The sequence below is a fragment of the Klebsiella sp. GL120222-02 genome, from assembly GCF_003097195.1.
Classification (GTDB): domain Bacteria; phylum Pseudomonadota; class Gammaproteobacteria; order Enterobacterales; family Enterobacteriaceae; genus Klebsiella; species Klebsiella variicola.
This window is the reverse complement of record NZ_QEQO01000002.1, coordinates 462,566-484,529: the sequence shown is the minus strand read 5'-3', so window position 1 is coordinate 484,529 and position 21,964 is coordinate 462,566. Positions and strand designations below refer to the sequence as shown.

At 56.7% G+C, this 21,964-nt stretch carries 21 protein-coding genes, 1 tRNA gene and 1 pseudogene; 9 read left to right on the top strand and 14 right to left on the bottom strand.

Features of this window, described 5'->3' with window-relative positions; translation table 11 throughout:
• Window positions 1-12: 12 nt before the first annotated feature.
• Window positions 13-354 (top strand): PTS fructose-like transporter subunit IIB, encoded by a 342-nt coding sequence (locus tag N438_RS07560; RefSeq protein WP_004179260.1) that lies wholly within the window; start codon window positions 13-15, stop codon window positions 352-354.
• Between the two features lie 13 nt (window positions 355-367).
• On the opposite strand, the gene N438_RS07555 is transcribed toward N438_RS07560, so the two are convergent.
• A complete protein-coding gene (locus tag N438_RS07555) occupies window positions 368-1,135 on the bottom strand; it encodes a phytanoyl-CoA dioxygenase family protein (RefSeq protein WP_004183607.1) in 768 nt (255 codons plus the stop codon).
• Window positions 1,136-1,396: 261 nt separating this feature from the next.
• Between N438_RS07555 and N438_RS07550 the strand changes: the two genes are divergently transcribed.
• A complete protein-coding gene (locus N438_RS07550; protein ID WP_023297344.1) occupies window positions 1,397-2,230 on the top strand; it encodes an AraC family transcriptional regulator in 834 nt (277 codons plus the stop codon).
• On the opposite strand, the gene N438_RS07545 is transcribed toward N438_RS07550, so the two are convergent.
• From N438_RS07545 to N438_RS07530, 4 genes are all read right to left on the bottom strand, one after another.
• Window positions 2,227-3,147 (bottom strand): GGDEF domain-containing protein, encoded by a 921-nt coding sequence (locus N438_RS07545; RefSeq protein ID WP_008805910.1) that lies wholly within the window; start codon window positions 3,145-3,147, stop codon window positions 2,227-2,229. The two genes, N438_RS07550 and N438_RS07545, sit on opposite strands and share 4 nt — an antisense overlap.
• A 243-nt stretch (window positions 3,148-3,390) precedes the next feature.
• Window positions 3,391-4,419, bottom strand: a complete 1,029-nt coding sequence (locus tag N438_RS07540) for an ABC transporter ATP-binding protein (protein ID WP_023297343.1) — start codon at window positions 4,417-4,419, stop codon at window positions 3,391-3,393.
• 1 nt (window position 4,420) lies between these two features.
• Window positions 4,421-5,995 (bottom strand): iron ABC transporter permease, encoded by a 1,575-nt coding sequence (locus N438_RS07535; RefSeq protein ID WP_023297342.1) that lies wholly within the window; start codon window positions 5,993-5,995, stop codon window positions 4,421-4,423.
• A 21-nt stretch (window positions 5,996-6,016) separates the two neighbouring features.
• A complete protein-coding gene (locus N438_RS07530) occupies window positions 6,017-7,033 on the bottom strand; it encodes an iron ABC transporter substrate-binding protein (protein WP_004179245.1) in 1,017 nt (338 codons plus the stop codon).
• Window positions 7,034-7,435: 402 nt separating this feature from the next.
• On the opposite strand from N438_RS07530, the pseudogene N438_RS28740 reads away from it, so the two are divergent.
• Window positions 7,436-8,050: pseudogene (locus N438_RS28740) on the top strand (CSS-motif domain-containing protein); the annotation flags it as partial.
• Complete coding sequence (locus N438_RS28735) at window positions 8,027-8,971, top strand: cyclic diguanylate phosphodiesterase (RefSeq protein WP_223861311.1); 945 nt, start codon at window positions 8,027-8,029, stop codon at window positions 8,969-8,971. The pseudogene N438_RS28740 and the gene N438_RS28735, both read left to right, overlap by 24 nt.
• A gap of 38 nt (window positions 8,972-9,009) precedes the next feature.
• Here N438_RS28735 and N438_RS07520 read toward each other — a convergent pair whose 3' ends face one another.
• From N438_RS07520 to N438_RS07505, 4 genes are all read right to left on the bottom strand, one after another.
• Window positions 9,010-9,348, bottom strand: a complete 339-nt coding sequence (locus tag N438_RS07520) for an STAS domain-containing protein (RefSeq protein WP_012968602.1) — start codon at window positions 9,346-9,348, stop codon at window positions 9,010-9,012.
• Window positions 9,349-9,412: 64 nt separating this feature from the next.
• Window positions 9,413-11,839 (bottom strand): glycogen/starch/alpha-glucan phosphorylase, encoded by a 2,427-nt coding sequence (locus N438_RS07515; protein ID WP_110215516.1) that lies wholly within the window; start codon window positions 11,837-11,839, stop codon window positions 9,413-9,415.
• Between the two features lie 303 nt (window positions 11,840-12,142).
• A tRNA-Ser gene (locus N438_RS07510) sits at window positions 12,143-12,230 on the bottom strand.
• A gap of 147 nt (window positions 12,231-12,377) precedes the next feature.
• Window positions 12,378-14,003: an ABC transporter substrate-binding protein gene (locus tag N438_RS07505; protein WP_082228323.1), complete on the bottom strand. Its 1,626-nt coding sequence runs from the start codon at window positions 14,001-14,003 to the stop codon at window positions 12,378-12,380.
• A gap of 268 nt (window positions 14,004-14,271) precedes the next feature.
• Between N438_RS07505 and yccA the strand changes: the two genes are divergently transcribed.
• Window positions 14,272-14,931, top strand: a complete 660-nt coding sequence (gene yccA, locus N438_RS07500; protein ID WP_002898458.1) for an FtsH protease modulator YccA — start codon at window positions 14,272-14,274, stop codon at window positions 14,929-14,931.
• Window positions 14,932-15,019: 88 nt separating this feature from the next.
• Window positions 15,020-15,349: a sulfurtransferase TusE gene (gene tusE / locus N438_RS07495; protein WP_002898457.1), complete on the top strand. Its 330-nt coding sequence runs from the start codon at window positions 15,020-15,022 to the stop codon at window positions 15,347-15,349.
• Here the strand turns inward: tusE and yccX are convergent.
• The 3 genes from yccX to N438_RS07480 are packed head-to-tail and all read right to left on the bottom strand — an operon-like array spanning window position 15,346 to window position 17,036.
• Window positions 15,346-15,627, bottom strand: a complete 282-nt coding sequence (gene yccX, locus N438_RS07490; protein WP_012542291.1) for an acylphosphatase — start codon at window positions 15,625-15,627, stop codon at window positions 15,346-15,348. The two genes, tusE and yccX, sit on opposite strands and share 4 nt — an antisense overlap.
• A gap of 48 nt (window positions 15,628-15,675) precedes the next feature.
• Complete coding sequence (locus tag N438_RS07485) at window positions 15,676-16,464, bottom strand: AraC family transcriptional regulator (RefSeq protein WP_012968605.1); 789 nt, start codon at window positions 16,462-16,464, stop codon at window positions 15,676-15,678.
• 17 nt (window positions 16,465-16,481) lie between these two features.
• Window positions 16,482-17,036, bottom strand: coding sequence for a YbhB/YbcL family Raf kinase inhibitor-like protein (locus N438_RS07480; RefSeq protein ID WP_012968606.1), 555 nt, complete (start codon window positions 17,034-17,036; stop codon window positions 16,482-16,484).
• Between the two features lie 190 nt (window positions 17,037-17,226).
• On the opposite strand from N438_RS07480, the gene rlmI reads away from it, so the two are divergent.
• Window positions 17,227-18,429, top strand: a complete 1,203-nt coding sequence (gene rlmI, locus N438_RS07475; RefSeq protein ID WP_008805900.1) for a 23S rRNA (cytosine(1962)-C(5))-methyltransferase RlmI — start codon at window positions 17,227-17,229, stop codon at window positions 18,427-18,429.
• Between the two features lie 59 nt (window positions 18,430-18,488).
• Window positions 18,489-18,806, top strand: a complete 318-nt coding sequence (gene hspQ, locus N438_RS07470) for a heat shock protein HspQ (RefSeq protein ID WP_002898441.1) — start codon at window positions 18,489-18,491, stop codon at window positions 18,804-18,806.
• 29 nt (window positions 18,807-18,835) lie between these two features.
• Here the strand turns inward: hspQ and N438_RS07465 are convergent, their stop codons facing one another.
• Entirely contained in the window at window positions 18,836-19,249 is a 414-nt protein-coding gene (locus N438_RS07465; protein WP_002898434.1) for a CoA-binding protein, read from the bottom strand.
• A gap of 153 nt (window positions 19,250-19,402) precedes the next feature.
• Between N438_RS07465 and mgsA the strand changes: the two genes are divergently transcribed.
• Window positions 19,403-19,861 carry a methylglyoxal synthase gene (gene mgsA, locus N438_RS07460; RefSeq protein WP_008805898.1) on the top strand — a complete coding sequence of 153 codons (459 nt, stop codon included), beginning with the start codon at window positions 19,403-19,405 and terminating at the stop codon, window positions 19,859-19,861.
• Between the two features lie 11 nt (window positions 19,862-19,872).
• Here the strand turns inward: mgsA and helD are convergent, their stop codons facing one another.
• Entirely contained in the window at window positions 19,873-21,927 is a 2,055-nt protein-coding gene (gene helD / locus N438_RS07455; protein ID WP_116696202.1) for a DNA helicase IV, read from the bottom strand.
• Window positions 21,928-21,964 lie beyond the last annotated feature (37 nt).

Here is a 21,964-nt window from a genome sequence, read left to right as displayed (position 1 = left end):
CAGGAGGATGTTATGGACTTCAATATTGTCGCCGTCACCGCCTGCGTCAGCGGGGTGGCGCATACCTACATGGCCGCCGAACGACTGGAAAAGGTCGGTCATCATGAAAAATGGCACCTGAAGGTGGAAACCCAGGGGGCGCTCGGCGTAGAAAATCGGATCACCGCGGAAGATATCGCCCGCGCCGAAGTGGTGCTGCTGGTGACGGATATCGAAATCGACGACCCTCATCGCTTTCGCGGCCTGCGGACGATTAAAACCAGCATCAAGAGCTTCCTGCTGCAGCCGCAGCAGATCGTCGAGGCCGTGAAAAGCATCATGAAAAAGCCGGTCGTCTATGTAGAACTTCCCTGACCGGCGACAGACCTTATTCTACATCCAGCAGCCACTTTTGCGCCGGCGTCAGGCGGCTTGCCGTCTCCGGCGTGAGCCAGCGCCGCTGGTCCTGCTGCGGCGTATCCGCACGATCGATATATAACCCATGCAGTACGCGTCTTCTGCTGCCTTCACGATTACGGGTGCCGCCGTGCCAGGCGTGGGCGTTGTAGATCATCACGCTGCCAGCCGGCGCGGCAAACACAATCTCATCGGGATGGGCCTGTTCCGGGTCGGCCAGCACCTCCTCTGGTAACTCGGGGCGGAGGTGGGTACCAGGAATGATCCGCGGCGCGCCGTTGGCGGCGCTCAAATCGTCTATCGCCCAGATGGTATTCACCAGGTGGACTTTGGGAAAATCCGGGCGCGGCTTTTTCCAGTCGGCGTGCAGCGGCTGGTGGCCGCCGTTATACAGCGCCTCGCGGGCGTTCAGGCTGGAGACTTTAAAATCCCCGTTGAAGATATAGCGACAAGCGGAGAGGATCAGCGGGTGTGACCAGACTTTCTCCCAGATAACCCCCTTATTAATCAGGTTAGCGATCCGCGTCGCCGTCGCCTCCTGATGGTGCTCCATCGCCAGATTATCGCCTTCGCGTTCAACCAGGGTGTCAATGAGCAGGCGCATTTCGCTCAGCCACTGGGCGTCAACGACGTTATGCACGACGGTGTAGCCGAGGGTGTCGAGCTCGTGTTTCATTTGCGCGCTGAGCGTCTGGCTGGCGCCTAACGCATCGAGAAAGTTAGCCGATGATGAGTTCATTTTACGTTCCTTTTTAACGTTCCGATAACACAAACAAACTCTACTGGTCCCTCCGCGGCATGACACGAGGCGAGCGCTACAAAAAACTGGACATACGTACGCGAGCCCACAAAGTGTGATGGACATCAATAATCTCTTTTCCGGCGATGCATGCGCTACAGCTGGCCGGCAATCCGCTGCGCAAAATGGCTAAACTAACGCTGCTGGGAAGGAAAAAATAGATTACCATCAACAGGATAATGCGCATGCTGAGGGCAAAGAATGATTGAAGATCTGCCGGATATACTGCATCGGTTAATCGGTCAAAAAGATCACCTACAGGTGAGATTTCCTGAGCCGGATATCTCCGTGCCTGCCCTCGCCTTCAACGTGCCGTTTCCGCGTCTGGAAATTGTGCTGGAGGGCCAACTGAATGAACAGGGACTGCCGCTGGCGGCCTCGACGTTAACCACGCTGCAGGTACTGTACGTGCAGGCGGGGAAGTGGACGCTGCCGCAGTGGACCGGTCCGGCCACTACCCTGAGCATTCTGTTTGGTCGGCAGAAACTGGGATTCAGTATTCAGCGCTGGGACGGAAAAAGCCTGTACACGGAAAAACAGAGCGTTTCCCGGCTTGGGCCGCGCGTGGGTTCCTACCTGTTGCTGAGCCTGAATGAAGTCAGCCTGCAGCCCGATCCGCTGACCGCGCGACTGGTGATCGCCGCGCTGCTGAGTCATTGTCGTGAACAGCTGGTCGGGCTGGAGATGCGCGTCAGCCGCAGCCGGGATCTGTTTCTCGCCGTCCAGGACTACCTCGAGGAAAATCTCAGTCTACCGCTGACGCGGGAATCGGTAGCCAAACGTTTTCACATCACGCCCAACTATCTTTCGCATATTTTTCAGAAATCAGGCTCGGTGGGATTTAATGAATATCTGACCCGTGTCCGTCTGGAAAAGGCGAAGCAGCTATTGCGCGGCTATGACCTGAAGGTGAAAGAGATTGCGCACAATTGCGGCTTTGTCGACAGCAACTATTTTTGCCGGGTTTTTAAACGCTACACAGAACGCTCGCCATCGGAGTATCGGCGACACTGCCGTAGCGCGCAGCAGGCCTAACCTGCCGCACCGGCAGATGGCGCCCACTCCACGCGGCCGCGGCCGTTATGCTTGGCCTTGTACAGCGCCTCGTCGACTTTACGGATAAACGTCTCCTGCGCTTCGCCTGGCCGCCAGGTTCCGACGCCAATGCTGATCGACAGCGGCGTCTGATGATTGATCAGGATGGTGCGAGCGTTAGCAAGGATCGACTGCGCCAGAGCGTGCAGCTCGGGCTCCGACAGGCCATCGACGATAATGGCGAACTCTTCCCCACCGATCCGCGCCGGCTGGACCTGCTCGCTGGTTAGTTTCGCCAGCTGTTTCCCCAGCGAAAATAACACTTCATCCCCCACCAGGTGGCCCCAGCTATCGTTGATTTTCTTAAAAAAATCGATATCCAGAATCATGAGTCCCAGCGCATGCCCGGACTTCTCGCGAATGGTATCAATGAAAAAACGCCGGTTGGGTAACTGGGTCAGTTCATCCTTCAGGGATTGCGAGCGCGCATCGACGTACAGCAAATTGATTCGCTCAATAATTTTGTAGACCCCCACCACGGTCAGCAGCATCCCGGAGAGGCGCAGCAGATCTTCGCAGTAGTAGCCCATCCAGCGCGGCTGAACCACGATCTCATCCATCACATCAAAGGTGCCGCCGGCAATCCACAACAGCAGCCCATAGCGTACCCAGTTGACGGCAATGTGGCTCATCCGCACCTTCGCCGAGCTCCACAGCATAAACACCAGAAACAACAACGCCAGCAGATCGATATAGAGGCCGGGGTTAGTCAGGATCTCGTGTCGTGTACCGACCGGAGGCGACACCAGGGCGCAGCCGACAGCAACAGCGACGATAACCAGCAGCGCAGGCAGGAGCGTCACCCGGGCCACAGCGGCCGGGCCGGGGCGATTCGCAGGAGTATGGAGTTCAGGCATAGCGGTGTCTCATGGTAACAACAGGGCCGATCGCGAGACAGGATAACAGTTAAGCGTAGCGGGACGAATGAAAAAGCGACGGTTCGGTAAAATGGCGGGAACTGGACTGACCCCGCGGAATTGTTCCAACGTACTACCACTCCATGGCGACGAGGTCAGTGGCGCGGATACTAGCGGCTTCATCCGCCATCTAATTAGCTTTCCGTGCGGCGCCGTCGATAGCCGGCGCCGCCTGCTCAGGGATTAGCCGCTAAACACTCGCGCCTTGCCGCTGACCGTCAGTCTCACCATCGCGCCGGGCTGCCACGCCGGCTGGCTCACGGTTCGCAGGACAATCGGCCGCTCGTGCCCAGCCATCGACAGCGTCAACGTGGAAAGCTGGCCTGAGAAATCGACATCGCGGATAATGGCGGTACTTTCCTGCGGCCCGCTCACACTGACGCTCAGCTGTTCCGGACGCAGCATCACCCTACCTTCGCCAGCAGGATGCAGTGCGTCCGTCGCCAGGTCCCCCAGCGCGCAGCTTGCCCGGCCGGGGCTAAGGCGTGCGGGGAGGATCAGGGCATCGCCAAGAAATAACGCCGTCTCTTCATCCACCGGCTGCGAGTAAACCGTCAGCGGGGTTCCAACCTGGGCGAAGCGCCCCTGACGCATTACCGCCACCTGCGTAGCGAACGACAGCGCCTCGTTCTGGTCATGAGTCACCAGAATCGAGGCGATCCCCGTCTCGGCCAGCAGGTCCGCCGTCGCTTTGCGTGTGCTGGCGCGCAGCCCGGTATCCAGTGCAGAAAACGGCTCATCCAGCAGCATCAGCGCCGGCTGCTGAGCCAGTGCGCGGGCCAGGGCAACACGCTGCTGCTGGCCACCGGAAATTTCGTGTGGCCAGTGACTCGCCAGACCAGGGTCGAGGGCGACCATCTCCATTAGCGCCCCCACGCGGCGACGCTTCTCCTCACGGCTGGCGTCGAGCCCCCAGGCGATATTGTCCGCAACATTAAGATGAGGAAACAGCGCCCCTTCCTGCGGAACATAGCCGATCCGTCGCTGGTGGGCGGGGACAAATACACCGTCGGCAAACAGAGACTTACCGTGCATGACGATCCGCCCGCGATCGGGCGTTTCAAAACCGGCGAGAATGCGCAGCAACGTGGTCTTCCCCGAGCCGGACGGACCAACAATGGCCGTCCGGCTCCCCGGCGCTACGGTCAGATTGAGATTATCGAGGACCAGCGCATCAGCGAAGGATTTCGAAATAGAAGACAATTCCAGCATGTTACAACCCTGCCATTTTTTTCGACTGCATATAAAGAACCGCGGTCAGCGGCAGCGAAATGACGATCATCAATAGCGCGTACGGTGCCGCCGCTACGTAGTCGATCTCACTGGTTAACGCCCAGAAACCGGTCGACAAGGTGCGGGTGCCTAACGGCGAAAGCAGTAGTGTGGCGGTGAGCTCATTGCTGACGCCAAGGAACACCAGCGCGGCACCTGCGGCCGCCCCCGGCGCGGCAAGCCGCATAGTGATACTCCACAGGGCGCGGGCCGGACTGCGTCCGAGACTACGGGCAACGTTTTCCAGCTCCACCGGCGCCTGCGCGATACCGGCGCGCAGGTTAATCAGCGCACGCGGCATAAACATCAACAGATAGGCCAGAAACAGCGTCACTTCGGTCTGGTACACCGGACGGGCGTAGTGGATGGTGACCGTCACCAGCGCCAGCGCGGTGACAATACCGGGCAGCGAGCTGGTGATGTAATTACACCCCTCCAGCAGGCGGAACAGCGGGCGCGGATAGCGCACGCCGAGCCACGCAATGGGGATCGCGCAAACCGTTGTCAGCAGCGCCCCGCCCGCCCCCAGGAGCAGGGTCTGGCGCAGAGAATGCCAGAGATCGGCATGCAGCCAGTTGTCGATGCCGCCCAGCCATAGCCAGCGGCACAGGACCAGTAAGGGAACCCCCATCGCCAGCATCACCAGCAGCAGAAGCAGTAGCTGCGCGCCAAAAGCGGCCCCTTTACCCAGCACAAGCCGCTTCTGCTCGCGGGCCGCCCCGGCGCCGATACGCGCGTAACGCGCTTTACCGCGTGAGGCGCTCTCAAGCAGCAGGATCGCCAGGCAGCACAAGGCCAGCACGCCTGCCAGCATATTGGCGGCCGGACCGCTGAAGGTCGACTGGAACTGATCGTAAATAGCGGTCGTGAAGGTATCGAAGCGGATCATCACATACAGGCCATATTCCGCCAGCAGATGCAGGGCCACCAGCAGCGCACCGCCGCAGATTGCCAGACGCAGCTGCGGGAGCACCACCCGGAAGAACACTTTCCACGGCGGCGTGCCCAGCGACGCGGCGACATCTTCAAGGGTGGGATCGAGGCGGCGCAGCACGGCCGCCACCGGCATATAAATAAACGGATAGTAGGCGAGCACCGAGAGAAACACCCCGGCGGAGAGGCCATGCAGCGAAGGCACGGCGCTGACCCAGGCATAGCTCTGGACAAAGGCCGGGATCGCCAGCGGGGCTACCGCCAGCGCCGACCACAGCTGCCGACCGGCAAGGGCAGTACGTTCCGTCAGCCAGGCCAGCGTCACGCCGAGCAAAATACTGATGGGGACCGCCAGCACCGTCAGCCACAGGGTATTGCTGAGCAGCTCCCCTACCCGCGGACGAAAGACCAGCGCTTTAATGGTCGGCCAGCCGGTGTCGAACCCAACCGCCACCACAAACCCTAACGGCAACAGCGCCAGCAATGAAAACAGCAGCGCTAACGCCACCATCGGAAATGCAGGACGCCTGCGCTCGGGCAGGCGTCCTGTTTTCTTTCCGAGCGACAAACTCAGAACAGACATAGCAACATCACTTCCTCAGGATCAGAGCAGGCCAGCCTGCGTCATCAGCTCAATGACCTTTTTACTGTTCAGCGAGGAAGGTTCTACCTTCGGTGCATCCAGATCTTTCAGCGGGGTCAGTTTCGGGTTAGAGGCCGCATCTACCCCCACGGCATACTCGAAGGCGTTATTGGTGCGCAGTGCATCCTGCCCCTGCTTGCCGGTGATCCATTTAATAAAGGCCTGCGCCTGCGCCTTATGTTTGCTGGAAGCCAGCACACCGCCTCCGGAAATGCTGACGAAGGCGCCCGGATCCTGGTGTTTGAAGTAATACAGTTGGGTGTTTTTGCTGTTCTCGCCGGTTTTGGACTGATCGACGAAGCGATAGTAGTGGTAGATCACCCCGCCGTCGATCTGTCCGGCGTTGACCGCTTTCATCACCGTGCTGTTGCCTTTATAGGCGACAAAGTTGGTTTTCATCGCCTTCAGCCAGTCGAGAGTCGCCTGCTCACCCTTCAGCGCCAGCATCGCGCTGACGATAGCCTGGAAATCAGCCCCCGATGGCGAAGCCGCCCAGCGCCCTTTCCACTCCGGTTTTGCCAGATCCATCAGGGAATGCGGCAGCTGCGCCTCGCTGATTTTCGCCGGGTTGTAGACAAAAACGGTGCTGCGCGCGGCAATGCCGATCCAGCGCCCATGCTGCGGACGGTACTGCGCCGGAACCTGCTGCAGGGTGGCGGCATCCAGCGGGGCGAAAAGTTTGGCATTATCGACCAGCACCATCGACGGCGAGTTCTCGGTCAGAAACACATCGGCCGGCGACGCGGAGCCTTCCTGAACCAGCTGATTACCCAGCTCACTGTCATCGCCATTGCGCAGCGTGACCTTAATACCGGTCTCTTTGGTGAATCCATCCACCCACGACTTCACCAGATTTTCGTGCTGGGCGTTGTAAACCACAATCCCGTTCTGAGCGTCAGCCGCCATCCCCTGCGGCGCCAGAAACAGAGAAGCGGCAACCAGCGCTGCCGTACGGAGGGGCGATAAGCGAAATTTCATGAACGCATCCTTAATGAAATAGGGCAATAAACGGTAAATAGCCTGAGCGGAGAGGATTAAATCACAGCAAAAAAAGAATGATAATGAAAACAATTATCATAAACTTAAAAAAGCAAAAAATAGCGCCGGTCGGTTATTAGGGATTAGAAAATGCTTAAAACCATCCATCCCCGAAATTTAGATTAAGAAAACATTAAGCTGCGATTTTTTTATTACCTTCGTGACAGAACAGCCGCCTCTGCACGTTATCTGCGGTCTTTGCTGGCGGGTATTGTGATACTGATCATGTTTTTAATATGCGCCGTCATCACGAAAGATATCCCCCTTCTACGATCATTAAAAAGCCTTTACCGTCAGAGGGATGATTAACTTTATGCACACTCACCCTGGCACGCACGATAAATGAAAGAGATAAAGCGGCGAAACGCATGGATTGCCTTTTCCCTGGCGCTGGTGGTGTTTCTTGCTGGCGTGTTCGTCATTAACTGGCAACTGTGGCATTCGGACCAGGCGACTCATGTCGCGGCCGCCCGTCAGGCGGCGAAAAAGATCGCAGCCATTCTGGATGAGGCCCATGCGGCGACGGCCACGGCGCTGAACGTTAGCCGCAGCGGTTGCTCTGGTCAGGGTCAATTTCAGCTCGGAACGGAGGCCGCCCTGCAGCCGCATCTGCGCACTATTCTGCTGATAAAAGATGGCCAGGTGTGGTGCTCATCACTCCCCGGCAACCGAGTCCTGACGCTCCATCCGGAATCCTTGCCTGATGAGAAGCTGCAGCTGCTGCCCGCCAGGATGATGGTTAACAAGCGGCCGGTGCTGATCTATCATACGCGTTCAGCGCAGGTGAGAGTCATTGTCAGTATCAGCGACATCCATTTGCGCGATGCCTTGTATAGCGATGAGGATAACGCCGGACTGGCGCTCTCGGTCAACCATCAGATGATCGCCAGATATGGCGATGTGGGGCCGCTGAAAGCCAGCCCGCATCAGGATATATTTAGCTCACCGGACTACCCGTTTCGCATTATCTATCCCGAGTCGCCTTTTTTTAGCCCCAGTCGCTTATTTCAAAATGGCTTCGGTCTGCTGATTTTCATTTTCTCTGTCTCGCTATTATTTTATTTCCTGCTGCGCAAATACCTGAATGTCTATACCTCTGAAGAAGAAAACCTGCGCTACGCCATCGCCCAAGGGTATATCGTTCCCTTCTACCAGCCCGTCGTGAATGGGAAAACGGGGGAGATATACGGTGTGGAAATTCTCGCCCGCTGGAAAAATGCTACCACACAGCGGCGTTCGCCCGCGGAATTTATTCCACTGGCCGAACGTACCGGCTTAATTATCCCGCTGACCCGCAGCCTGATGGCGCAGGTCGCCGCCCAGATGAATCCCATCTTCAGTAAGCTGCCGGATGGGTTTCATATTGGCCTGAATATCAGCGTGTCACACATTAACGCCCCGTCGTTTATCGATGACTGCCTGCACTATCAGCGCGGCTTTGAGGGGAAAGCGGTGAAGCTGATGCTGGAGATCACGGAGCAGGAGCCGCTGTTGCTCAACGACGCGGTCGTGGACAAGCTCAATACGTTACACTCCCGCGGGTTTTCCATCGCGCTGGACGACTTTGGCACCGGCTATTCCGGGCTTTCCTGTCTCCACGAGCTGATTTTCGACTATATCAAAATCGATCAGAGTTTTGTCGGCCGGGTAACCGGGGAGGCGCCGTCAAGCAAGCTGCTGGACTGCGTGATAGAGATGGCCCGGACGCTGTCACTGCGCATCATTGCCGAGGGTGTCGAAACCCAGGTCCAGCTGGAGTATCTCAATCGCCAGAATATTCATCTGCTGCAGGGCTACTATTTCTGGAAGCCGATGCCCTACGTCGCGCTGGTGATGCTCCTGCTGAGCAAACCGAAGGCGCGGATTGTCGAAGAATAAGCGAGCGACCCATCACCCGCGGGTCTGCACCAACGTCATCACTGAGTGAACGTGTTCAGCGCATCCTGTCGAGTCTCCTTAATAGAAAAGATGCGATCCATACGGGTGAGCTTAAACAGGTTTTTAATCGTGTCATTGAGCGAACACAGCACCAGCTCGCCCTGACCGTTGACGCTTTTCAGAATGGATACCAGCGCGCCAAGACAGCTACTGTCGATGAAATCGACGTGGCTCAGATCCAGCAGCACGTTTTTGGTATCCGGGTCGATAGCCTCCAGAACCTGCTGCTTAAACGCCTGCACGACGGAAGCATCCAGTCGGCGCACAAGAGGTACAATAATTTTTACGCCCTGCTCGGTATGTAATTCAACGTTCATGCTCATCCTCAATAGTGACTGATATCCGTCGACGAGTCCCTTTTTCGGCCGGCGTGTTCTCTCTTTAGCAGGTGATACCCCAAATATCCCGGGCGTAGCCACGTATGGTTCTGTCGCTGGAAAATTCTCCCATCCGACAAATATTGAGTAAGGCCCGACGGTGCCATTGTTCCGGCAGTTCAAAATCGGCCATCGCCTGCCGCTGGACCTGACAATAACTGTCGAAATCCAGTAAATGACAGTAATGATCGCCCTCAGTCAACATGTGGTGAAGTGGTGCAAACAGCTCACGATCGCTGGTGAACAACCCAGACACGAGGGTATCGACAACACGCGCCATAGCCGGGTTCTGATGATAGAAATCATGGTGATGCCCAAGGCGCCGGCTCTCTTCAATCTCTTCCGCCACGGCGCCAAACAGATAAAAATTATCGATCCCCACGGCCTCGCGGATTTCGATATTCGCCCCATCATAGGTGCCGATGGTTAACGCGCCGTTCATGGCAAACTTCATATTGCTGGTGCCGGACGCCTCGGTCCCGGCGGTGGAAATTTGCTCGGAGAGATCTGTGGCCGGAATGATTTTTTCCGCCAGCGAAACTTTATAATCTTCGAGGAAAACTACTTTAAGCTGCCCGGCAACCTGCGGGTCGCGGTTAATTTTTCGGGCGACGGTATTAATCAACTGAATAATCAGCTTCGCCATCCGATAGCCCGGCGCCGCTTTACCCGCAAACAAATGCACCTTAGGCGCGATAGTTTTCCCTGTCTCTTTGATATCCAGATAAAGAGCGATCACGTGAAGAATATTGAGCAACTGACGCTTATATTCATGAATACGTTTGACCTGACAATCAAACATCGCCAGCGGATCGAGGACGATGCCATAGCGTTGAGCGACCAGCTGGCTGAGCGCGGTTTTGTTGGCAAATTTAATGGCCCGGATATTATCAATAACAGCAGTATCATCGGCCAGGCTTTCCAGACTGGACAGCAAGGGTAAATCGGTTGGCCACCCTTCCCCCAGCTGTTGGTGCAAAAATGCTGCCAGGCCGGGGTTAGCCTGCTGCACCCAGCGTCGCGGCGTGACGCCGTTGGTCTGATTAATGAATTTCTCCGGGGTCATAAAATAGAAGTCCGGCACCAGTTGTTTCTTGACCAGTTCCGAATGCAGCCATGCTACCCCGTTCACGCGATGGCTACCGACAATCGCCAGATTGGCCATACGGATTTGCTTATCGTGATGTTCGTCGATTAAAGACAGCGAAGATAACAGATGATTTTTATCCGGCCAGCGCCGGGCTACCTCTTCAAGGAAGCGATGGTTGATCTCAAATATAATTTGCAAATGACGCGGCAGCAGTTTTTCAAACAGCGTCACCGGCCAGGTCTCCAGCGCTTCCGGCATCAACGTATGATTCGTGTAGGCACAGGTGTTTTGCGTTATCTCCCACGCCTGCTCCCAGGGCAGCCGGTATTCATCGACGAGGATACGCATCAGCTCCACCACCGCTAATGCCGGATGGGTGTCATTCAGCTGAATCGCCACATGCTGCGGCAGGAAAGTAATATCGTCATTAACCTCGGCATAGTCGCGAAATATATCCCGCAGCGTACAGGCCACCAGAAAATACTCTTGCGTCAGCCGCAGCTCTTTTCCGGTCAGCACCTCATCGGATGGATAGAGTATTTTTGAAATATTCTCCGACGCGATTTTATCACTCACCGCCTTGATATAATCACCGCGATTGAAAATATGGATATTAAAGGAGTCAGAGGCCACCGCGCTATAAAGCCGCAGCTTGTTGGTCGTCGTATCCCGGTAACCGGAAACGAAATAGTCATGGGGTATACCGACGATGGTTTTCCAACCCAGCCACATTGGATTGTAATTGCCATCAATATCTTCGCTGTGTTCAATATAGCCCCCCAGCGGGATCAGGATTTGCTGAGCATGGTGTTCGACCAGCCACGGGGAGTGCATCGAATGCCAGTCATCCGGATGCTCGATCTGCTGGTCATTTTGAAAGGATTGGCGAAAAAGGCCATATTCGTATTTGATGCCATGCCCGGATGCGGCAATATCAAGGGTAGCCATCGAATCGATAAAACAGGCGGCTAAGCGCCCTAACCCTCCGTTACCCAGCGCGGCGTCGGGCTCTTCGTCAAGAAGGTGGTCAAGATCAAACCCCAGGTCATTCACCACCTGGTGCATCTCCGCCAGTAAATTCATATTCAAAAGGTTATTACGCAGCGACTGTCCCAGTAAAAATTCCATCGACAGATAGTAAACACGCTTTTTATGCTCTTCACGTTGCCGCGTCTGGCTCAACAAAAAATGATCCTGTTGAAAATGACGAATGGCCAGCGCCACCGCGTTAAAAATATCGCCATGCGTAGCTTTATTTAAGCTAACACACAATGTGTACTGTAATTGCTGTTCAACCAACGCCCGTAATTCTTTGATATTTTGCGGGTTAATGTCAGGCATGCTGACCTCTCTGGTCTCTGTATCTGCGTAAAAACCATGGCAGGTAAATCATCATTTTTCCAAGTATAGACGAAGATATTTTGCCGAATGGTTTTTATTCCTCAGCACCATTGCCGTTTATAACGAGAGGCTGAATAATTAAAATAACAACCATTTGCAATGGATTGATCGTCACCTTTTCGCCAGCGATAACGCTACAGACATGGCGGGTTTGCGGAGTCGGGAGGTGAAGGTGAAGTGCAGTCAGGACGGCTACAGGTAAAAGCAAGAAGGGGTTACCTTTCGGTAACCCCTTCTTTTATATGGCGGAAGCGCAGAGATTCGAACTCTGGAACCCTTTCGGGTCGCCGGTTTTCAAGACCGGTGCCTTCAACCGCTCGGCCACACTTCCGGTGTGAGGCGCACTATAAACACCTCGGCGGATGCTGTAAAGCACCATTTTGTTCAACTGCCTTAAAAACAAACAATTTTGTGTTATTCGTCTGAATTTCAGGCAGTTCGCACAGAAAATCAGCGCCCATGACCGCTATCCAGAGGGCTATTTTTTAATGTACATGTCTTTGGTGTAGTAATACCCCAGCTTATCCGGCGTGAAACCGCCCACCCTGGGTTTCACTAAATGGGTACGCACATAGTGATAGACCGGAATGGCGGGAACATCCTGCGCCAGCAGATCTTCCGCCTGCTGATAGTATTTGCCCCGGGTCGCTACGTCGGAGGCTTTCGCCGCATTGCGCAGGGCCTCATCGTAAGCCGGGTTGCTGTACTGACTGGTGTTCTCGCTATCACCGGTACGGAACGTATTGAGGAAAGTGGCGGCATCGTCGTAGTCGGCAATCCACGCGTAGCGGACGGCGTCGAAGTTATGCGTATGCATGGTATCCAGCATCGTCTTCCACTCCTGGTTCTGTAGCTTCGCCTCGACGCCGAGGTTTTTCTTCCACATAGAGCTGGCGGCGATGGCGATACGCTGGTGCGACTCATAGGTGTTATACAGCAGGGTAAAGACCAATGGGTGACTGTCATCATACCCCGCCTGCGCCAGCAGTTTTTTCGCCTCAGCAATCCGCTTCTCGCGCGGCCAGCTGGCGTAGTCCGGGTTGTGCAGCGTCACGCCGCCGATATCCGGCTGGCTGATCACCCAGGCCGGTCGCTGCCCCTGGCCAAGCACTTTTCCGGCAATGATATCTTTATCAAGCGCCATATTCAGCGCGCGCCGCACGCGGGCGTCGTTAAACGGCGGGCGGGTAGTATTGAATTCGTAGTAATAGGTCGCCAGCTGCGGCGAAACGTCCAGCTGATCGCCCATGGTTTTCTGCAACTGCGCAAACTGATTGATCGGCACCGTATAAACAATATCGATCTCCCCCGCTTTGTAGCGGTTGACATCGGCAGCCTCCGAAGAGATGGGCAGGTAAGTCACTTTATTAATAACGGTGTGCGCATTATCCCAGTACTTCGCATTACGTTCAGCCACCAGCCGCTCATTCACCACCCATTGGGTCAGCTTATACGGGCCGCTGGTGACGATATGCTCTGGTCGGGTCCATTTATCGGCAAAACGCTCCACCAGCACTTTGTCGATCGGTACCAGCGAAGGGTGCGCCAGCATCGCCAGGAAAGCGGCATTCGGCTGGTTCAGAGTGACCTGCAGCGTGGAGTCGTTCAGCGCTTTTACCCCCAGCGTCTCGGGTCCCTTTTGCCCCAGGGCAATTTCGCGAGCGTTGGCGATATGCATATTGCCGGGATAGCTCGCATAGGGCGAGGCGGTGGCCGGCGAGACCAGCCGTTGCCAGCTCCAGACGATATCCTGCGCCGTGATGGCCGTGCCGTCGGACCAGGTCAGACCGGGGCGTAAATGGAAGGTCCATAACAGGTTGTCCTTGTTTTCCCAGCGCTCCGCCAGCCGGGGCTGGATCGCCCCCGCAGGCGTCACGCTGACCAGCCCTTCAAAGAGATCGCTAATGATGTTGAATTCAATGTCGCTCTCGACTTTATGCGGATCGAGTGAGGCAGGTTCACTGCCGTTATTTCTGACCAGCTCCTGCTTTTCCGCCAGCTGGGTGCCCGGCGGCACCTGTGCCGCCAGCGCCCCGCCGGTTATGACCATCAGACTCATTGCCAGGAACGTTCGCGTGATGTGATTGTTTTTGTGTAATGTCATTTCCCTTTGCCTTTAACGTACGGAGTTATTCCCCCTTCCACACTTAGTCGCAGAATTTCAATAAAGCAATATATTTCAGCAACCTATAAGATTTCGATCGGCTCACCGAAGCGAAACGCGAAAACATATCGCTTTTCCCAATCCATGTAGAATTTTATGCTGGGCAAAAGCGGCAAAAGCTAAGTAAAGATGGGTAAAAGCATTAGGGCTTCACGCTTGTTTTTCTTATTCTTTATCCCTAATTACATCTGTCATAAGAGAGTGACTCATGGATCGCATAATTACATCATCGCGTGACCGTTCCTCGCTGCTCAGCACGCACAAGGTTCTGCGTAACACCTACTTCCTGCTCAGCCTGACGCTGGCGTTTTCCGCTATCACCGCCACCGCCAGCACGGTGCTGATGCTCCCTTCCCCGGGGCTGATTTTAACCCTCGTGGGGATGTACGGTCTGATGTTCCTGACCTACAAAACGGCGAATAAACCCACCGGGATTATTTCCGCCTTCGCTTTCACCGGCTTCCTCGGCTATATCCTTGGGCCGATGCTGAACGCGTACCTTTCTGCCGGCATGGGCGATTTGATCGGCCTGGCGCTGGGCGGCACCGCACTGGTCTTCTTCTGCTGCTCGGCCTACGTGCTGACGACGCGCAAAGATATGTCCTTCCTCGGCGGAATGCTGATGGCGGGCGTGGTGGTCGTCCTGATTGGTATGGTCGCTAACCTGTTCCTGCAGCTGCCGGCGCTTCATCTGGCGATTAGCGCGGTGTTCATCCTGATCTCTTCGGGTGCCATCCTGTTCGAGACCAGCAACATCATCCGCGGCGGTGAAACCAACTACATCCGCGCCACGGTCAGCCTATATGTCTCGCTGTACAACATCTTTGTCAGCCTGCTGAGCATCCTGGGCTTCGCCAGCCGGGACTAACCGCTCCCCTGCTTCACCGAGGCCTCGCTTATGCGGGGCCTTTTTTTTTGCTACACTGCGGCCAGTTTCAGGCGGTATGTGAAAAATCATGTTTATTTTTGAAGGCAACGAAATTGAAACGGATAGCGAAGGCTATCTGAAAGATACCACCCAGTGGAGCGAGGCGATGGCGGAAGTCATTGCCGCGCAGGAAGGGATAACGCTCGCCGTTGAACACTGGGAAGTGGTGCGCTTTGTGCGCGAGTTTTACCTTGAGTTCAACACCTCTCCGGCGATCCGCATGCTGGTGAAGGCGATGGCCAACAAGTTTGGCGAAGAGAAAGGCAACAGCCGCTATCTCTATCGCCTGTTCCCGAAAGGCCCCGCCAAACAGGCGACCAAAATCGCCGGGCTGCCGAAGCCGGTGAAGTGCATCTAATAGAGAATCGCGAATTTTTCCCAGCTGCGGGTGGGTTGATGGGGCTCGGTTAACACCCGGTCAACCCGCGCGCTGCGCGGCCCCCCGGCTTTCAGCCAGGCGATGAGTTTCTCCACCTGCTCTGCCTCGCCGCAGGCAAGCACTTCCACCCCGCCGTCGTCCAGATTACGGGCATAGCCGGTCAACCCCAGTTGCAGCGCTTCCCGCTGTGTTGAATAGCGAAATCCCACGCCCTGAACCGAACCGTAAACCCATGCCATCGTGCAGATACTGGCCATTATCATCTCCTTTTCGCTCACACTTTACGCTGAGGATAGCAAATTCGCTCAGCGTACGTGCTTCGGCAGTAAACCATAATGCTGACGGAAGCGCGCGGTAAAGCGCGATCCCGACTGATATCCGCTGTTCTGCGCGATTTCGCCTATTGGCCGCGAGGTGGTCTGCAGCTGCCCCAGGGCGTGAGCCATCCGCACCTCCTCGACGATCTGGCGAAAACTCTGCGATTCCTGCTGCAGCCGACGGCGCAGCGTGGACTCGCCGAGAAAGAGCATTTTCGCCACCCGCGACACGCTCCATGCCTGCGCCGGCGACAGCATGACCAGTTGTCGAACCTGCGCCGACAGATCCTGCTGCCGCTCGACGAGCAGCGGGCCCGCATAGCCCGCCTCGTGCAGGGCCAGCAGCAGGCCCATAGTCTGGTGGAGCTGTAGAGAGGTGGATAATCCCTCCCGCACCGCCTGCAGAACGCTTTGCCACATAAACGCCAGCTCTGTCGTCACCGGGGCGCAGAGCGAGGTCAGACGCCCTGGGGGTGTTTCGCTGAGATAACGGGTCTTAAACGTCGTCAGCAGCTCGGGGGTCAGCGACAGCAGATCGGAGCAAAACAGGCCGTTCTCCGGCTGGTTAATCACCTCCAGCTCAACGTCAGCCGGCAACACAATCAGCTGTTGCGGCGTCGCCAGCACCCGGCTCTCCCCTTGCACAATCACTTTGCTGCCGCGTTTCACCCGACAGAGCGCCGGGGAGAACAGCCGCACCCGATGCAGTCTGCACAGCCGTCGGGTGGTGACCTCTGCCGCGGTTAAGGCGTTATGCTGAAAGTGGATACTCTCCATCGGATCGACCCTTTATTTTAGCGCCCGGCCATCGCCGTCAACTGTACGCTGGCGAGAGCATGGCTGTGTAACAGATAGCCGACCAGCGCCCCGCTGGCCCCGGCATCCACCGGCAGCGTAGGGACATCCAGCGCCCATACCGTAAAGCGGTAGCGATGCGGTTTATCTCCCGCCGGCGGACAGGCGCCGCCGAAACCTGCATAGCCAAAATCGTTGCGGCCCTGTACCGCTCCGCCCGGCAGTGTAGCGCTGTTTTTATCTCCCGCGCCAGCGGGCAGCGAAAAGACGCTGCTGGCGATATTGACCACCGTCCAGTGCCACCAGCCGCTGCCGGTAGGCGCATCGGGATCTCTGACAGTGACCGCGAAGCTTCGCGTCCCCGCCGGGGCATTTTTCCATGCCAGCTGCGGAGAGACATTGCCTCCGGTACAGCCGAAACCGGCAAACCAGTGCTTCCGGGCCAGCGCCTGCCCGTCATGTATATCATCGCTGCTCACGCTAAACGGCGCAGCCATCGCGCCACTACTCACTGCCGCGACCATCGCCACGGCCATGCGGATACCTGTTTTCATCGTCTGCTCCTCGTTGGGGTGAGAAAACAGGGTATGAGAGTCCGCACAAACTGAATGTGCCGAAGCGCCTGCATTTTGTGCCGAAACGCTCACCTGTGCCTGCCGGGCGAAAGATGCTTGCGTGCGCCAGGTGTGCTACTCTACGCGCCATTTTTCGGTGCCGACATTCCCGTTGCTTAAAGGTAGCTCCATGACAGATTCCCTATTCCCCCGCTTAGTGTTAGCCAAAGGACGCGAGAAATCCCTGCTGCGTCGCCATCCGTGGATTTTCTCAGGCGGCGTCGCCCGCATGGAGGGTAAAGCCCGCAGCGGTGAAACCATCGATATTGTTGACCATCAGGGAAAATGGCTGGCCCGCGGCGCTTACTCGCCGTCGTCGCAGATCCGCGCCCGCGTGTGGACCTTCGACCGCAATGAAGCCATCGATAGCACCTTCTTTGAACGCCGCCTGCAGCAAGCGCAAACCTGGCGGGCATGGCTGGCCGAGCGCGATGGTCTCGACAGCTACCGTCTGATCGCCGGCGAGTCCGATGGGCTGCCGGGCGTCACTATCGACCGCTTTGGCAACTTTTTCGTGCTGCAGTTGCTCAGCGCAGGCGCCGAATACCAGCGGGCCGCCATCATCAGCGCCCTGCAGAACCTGTTCCCGGACTGCGCCATTTACGATCGCAGCGATGTCGCCGTGCGTAAAAAAGAGGGACTGGAGCTGGCCCAGGGGCCGGTGGTGGGCGAGCTGCCCCCGGCGCTGCTGCCGATCACCGAGCACGGCATGAAACTATTGGTTGATATCCAGGGCGGGCACAAAACCGGCTACTACCTCGACCAGCGCGACAGTCGCCTGGCTACTCGCCGCTATGTCGCGGATAAGCGGGTGCTGAACTGCTTCTCTTATACTGGCGGCTTTGCGGTGTCAGCGCTGATGGGCGGCTGCCGCCAGGTCACCAGCGTGGATACCTCTCAGGAAGCGCTGGACGTCGCCCGACAGAACGTCGAGCTCAACGGACTGGATCTGTCCAAAGCGGAATTTGTGCGCGACGACGTGTTCAAACTGCTGCGTAAATACCGCGATCAGGGAGAGAAATTCGACGTGATCGTGATGGATCCGCCGAAATTCGTGGAAAACAAAAGCCAGCTGATGGGCGCCTGCCGCGGTTATAAAGATATCAATATGCTGGCGATCCAGCTGCTGAACCCCGGCGGCGTGCTGCTGACTTTCTCCTGCTCCGGCCTGATGACCACCGATTTATTTCAGAAAATCATCGCCGATGCCGCAATTGATGCCGGGCGTGATGTACAATTTATAGAACAGTTCCGTCAGGCTGCCGACCACCCGGTGATCGCAACCTACCCGGAAGGGCTGTATCTGAAGGGGTTTGCCTGTCGCGTCATGTAACTTGAAAAACGAAACATGAGCCTCATATAGGGAGTATTCATGTTTCCCAGGAGGTGCCTATGATAGCCAGCAAATTCGGTATCGGCCAACAGGTCCGCCATACGCTCTTGGGCTACCTGGGTGTCATCGTCGATGTCGATCCCGAGTATTCACTCGCGGAACCGGAAGAGGATGAGATTGCCGCCAATGACGAACTGCGTGCGGCGCCCTGGTACCATGTGGTGATGGAAGATGATGATGGTCAGCCGATCCACACCTATCTGGCAGAAGCGCAGCTGAGCAGCGAAACCCGCGACGAACACCCGGAACAGCCGTCCCTCGACGAACTGGCCAAAACGATTCGTCAGCAGCTGCAGGCTCCGCGCCTTCGCAACTAAAACAAAACCCCGCCAGGCGGGGTTTTTTGTTATTTTGCTAATCCCAGTCGCGGTAGCTCAATGGCCGGGCAACGATCCATCACCACGTTCAATCCGGCTTCTCTGGCCAGCACCGCGGCCTGCTCATTGATCACCCCCAGCTGCAGCCACAGCGTTTTCGCGCCGATGGCTATCGCCTCCTGCGCCACGCCCCACGCCGCTTCTGAATTACGGAAGACATCAACCATGTCGACCTTTTCCGGAACGTCGGCGAGCGTCGCATACCCTTGCTGTCCCAGCAGCGTCTTGCCCGCCACCTTCGGCGAAACCGGGATAACGTGATACCCCTGATCCAACAGATACTTCATGACCCGGTAGCTCGGGCGGTCAGGTTTATCGCTGGCGCCAACCAGCGCAATCGTCCGTGTCGACGTCAGGATGCCGGCAATATCGTTCTCTTTCATGGGTTCCTCCTGCTATTTCACCTAAGTGTATGCTAATCCGCAGCAGGCGGCCATCCAGGCTAACCCACAGATTCGACAAAATTTTCACCCCGATGCTTGCAGCGGCAGCCACATTCAGTAATCTGTCTGCAGGTCAAAATGTGGAATGAAAATATGGAACTGACAACTCGTACCCTGTCCGCGCAAAAACATATCGCGCTGGTGGCTCACGATCACTGTAAAGATATGCTGATGAAATGGGTCGCTCGCCATCAGGCGTTGCTGGCGCAACACGTTTTGTATGCCACCGGCACCACCGGTAACCTGGTCTCGCGGGCTACCGGACTGGAGGTCAATGCCATGCTGAGCGGCCCGATGGGCGGTGACCAGCAGGTTGGCGCGCTTATTTCAGAAGGCAAAATCGACGTGCTGATCTTCTTCTGGGATCCGCTGAACGCCGTGCCTCACGACCCGGACGTCAAAGCGTTGCTGCGCCTGGCCACCGTCTGGAACATTCCGGTCGCCACTAACGTCTCCACCGCTGACTTTATCATCCAGTCACCGCACTTTAATCAGCCGCTCGATATTCTGATCCCGGATTATCCGCGTTATCTTGCCGAGCGCCTGAAATAACCCACACGTGATTAGGGTTTCCTGGCCACCGGCACATCCAAGGCCTGCAGGATGTCGACAAACGGCGAAGGTTGCGCTTTGTTAAACAACAACCACACCCGATGACGTGCGCGGGTTATCGCCACGTACAGTAGTCGACGCTCCTCCGCATCAGGAAAATCTTCCGGCTGCGGCAGGAGCGCCTGCTCCATGATCGACTCGCGCGCCGGCGCGGGAAACGCATCCTCTCCCTCCTGCAGTCCCAGCACAATCACATAGTCCGCCTGCTGGCCCTTGCTGGCATGAATAGTCATAAAATCAAGCTGCAGATGCGGCCAGCGCGTCGCCGCCTTGTTGAGCGCGTCGGGCTTCAGATGATGGTAACGGGCAAGCAGTAGGATCCGCTGCTCGGGCTTAACGTAGCCGCTCAGTTTATCCAGTAAATCATCCAGCTTATCGTCGGCTAACAGCGTGACGGCCTTTTTATCGCCCGCCGTCAGGCTGTTCAGCGGCTTACTTAACTGATGCGGATTCTGCTGGATAAAGCCATTGGCGATTTCGCCAATGCGGCCGTTAAAGCGATAGGTGGTATCCAGCGCGCAGCTATCCCCTTCGCCAAAGTAATGATTAAACGCGGTGGTCAGGGAAAGCTGGGCCCCGCTGAACCGGTAAATCGCCTGCCAGTCATCCCCGACGGCAAAGAGCGTGGTTTGGCTGTTCTGCCGGCGTAATGCAGCCAACAGCGAGGCCCGCTGCGGCGAGATATCCTGAAATTCATCCACCAGAATGTGTTTCCATGGGCTGACGAAGCGGCCTTTATCGAGAATATTGACCGCCTGATGGATCAGGCCGGAAAAATCGACCGCATTCTCGGCCTTCAGCGCCGCCTTCCACTCTTTCATCAGAGGCGACATCAGTTTCACCCGTTTACTGAACTGATCGCGTACCGCCTCCGGCGCCCCGGCAATCATCTCTGCCTGGGAGCCGCCGTGCATACGCATCAGGCTGACCCAGCGGTCGAGCCGGCTGGCCATACGCCGCTGCACCTTCTTGTCCTGCCAGAAATCGCCTTCCGGCAGTTGCCAGCCCATCTCCTCTTCCAGCCACAGGCGCCAGCCTTTCGCCTGCGCTTTTTTCTCCTGACACTGCTGCTGCCAGCTTTTCACGAGCAGCGCCTGACGAACTGCGCTATCGCTTTCCAGTTTACTGATGGTGGGGACTTTTTTGCTGCCCTGCTGAATAATATGTAGCGCCAGCGAGTGGAAGGTACGCGCGGTGATATCGTCGGATGCAAGACGCTCGCGGATCCGCGCATCCATCTCCTGCGCCGCCTGGCGGCCGAATGCCAGTAACAAAATTTGCTCGGCTGCCGCTTCTCCCCTCGCCAGCAGCCAGCCTGCCCGCGCCACCAGCACCGAGGTTTTGCCGCTGCCCGCGCCCGCCAGCACCAGCAGGGAACGTTCGCCGTTCACTACCGCCCGCGCCTGTGAGGCATTAAGAGGGGACGACTCAACGCCGTCAAAAAAGCCGCGATACTGCTCAAGCATCGCCTCGGTGAAGGCCTGGTTATGGGCCAGGCGTGTCGCTTCAATATCCCCTAACCAGCGCTGACACTCCCGCCACAGCTCCCGACAGTTGTCAAAGGCCTCAAGCCGGCTGGTGGGCATCGGCAAACCAGTCAACGCCTGGCGAATGTTATCCTGCACATCCGCCACCTGCTGACGCGTCAACCATTTGCCTTCCGCACGGGTGCGCTCGATCGTCGCCAGCTGCCGCTTCAGTACGCCAGCGGCGATGTCACTCATTTCCGCGCTCCACTGCTCCCAGAGCGTTTGTAAATGGTGATAGAAGCGCTGCGTTTCGCTCCACTCGGTACCGTGCAAACGCACGACTTTGCTGTCAGGCAACACAAACTCCAGTTCGCCCCAGACCAGACCGCGCTTACAATGCACTGACAATAACTGATTGAAAGGGATAAGATACTCGTGACGGTCGCCGGAAACCTTTACGCCGGCGTTCAGTAACTGCACCCGATCATAAGGGTGCTGAGCCATGCGTTTGCCCAATGTTGTCGCTTTAAGTTCCATATAATGTCGATTTTCAATCAGGGTGGATTGTTTTTCA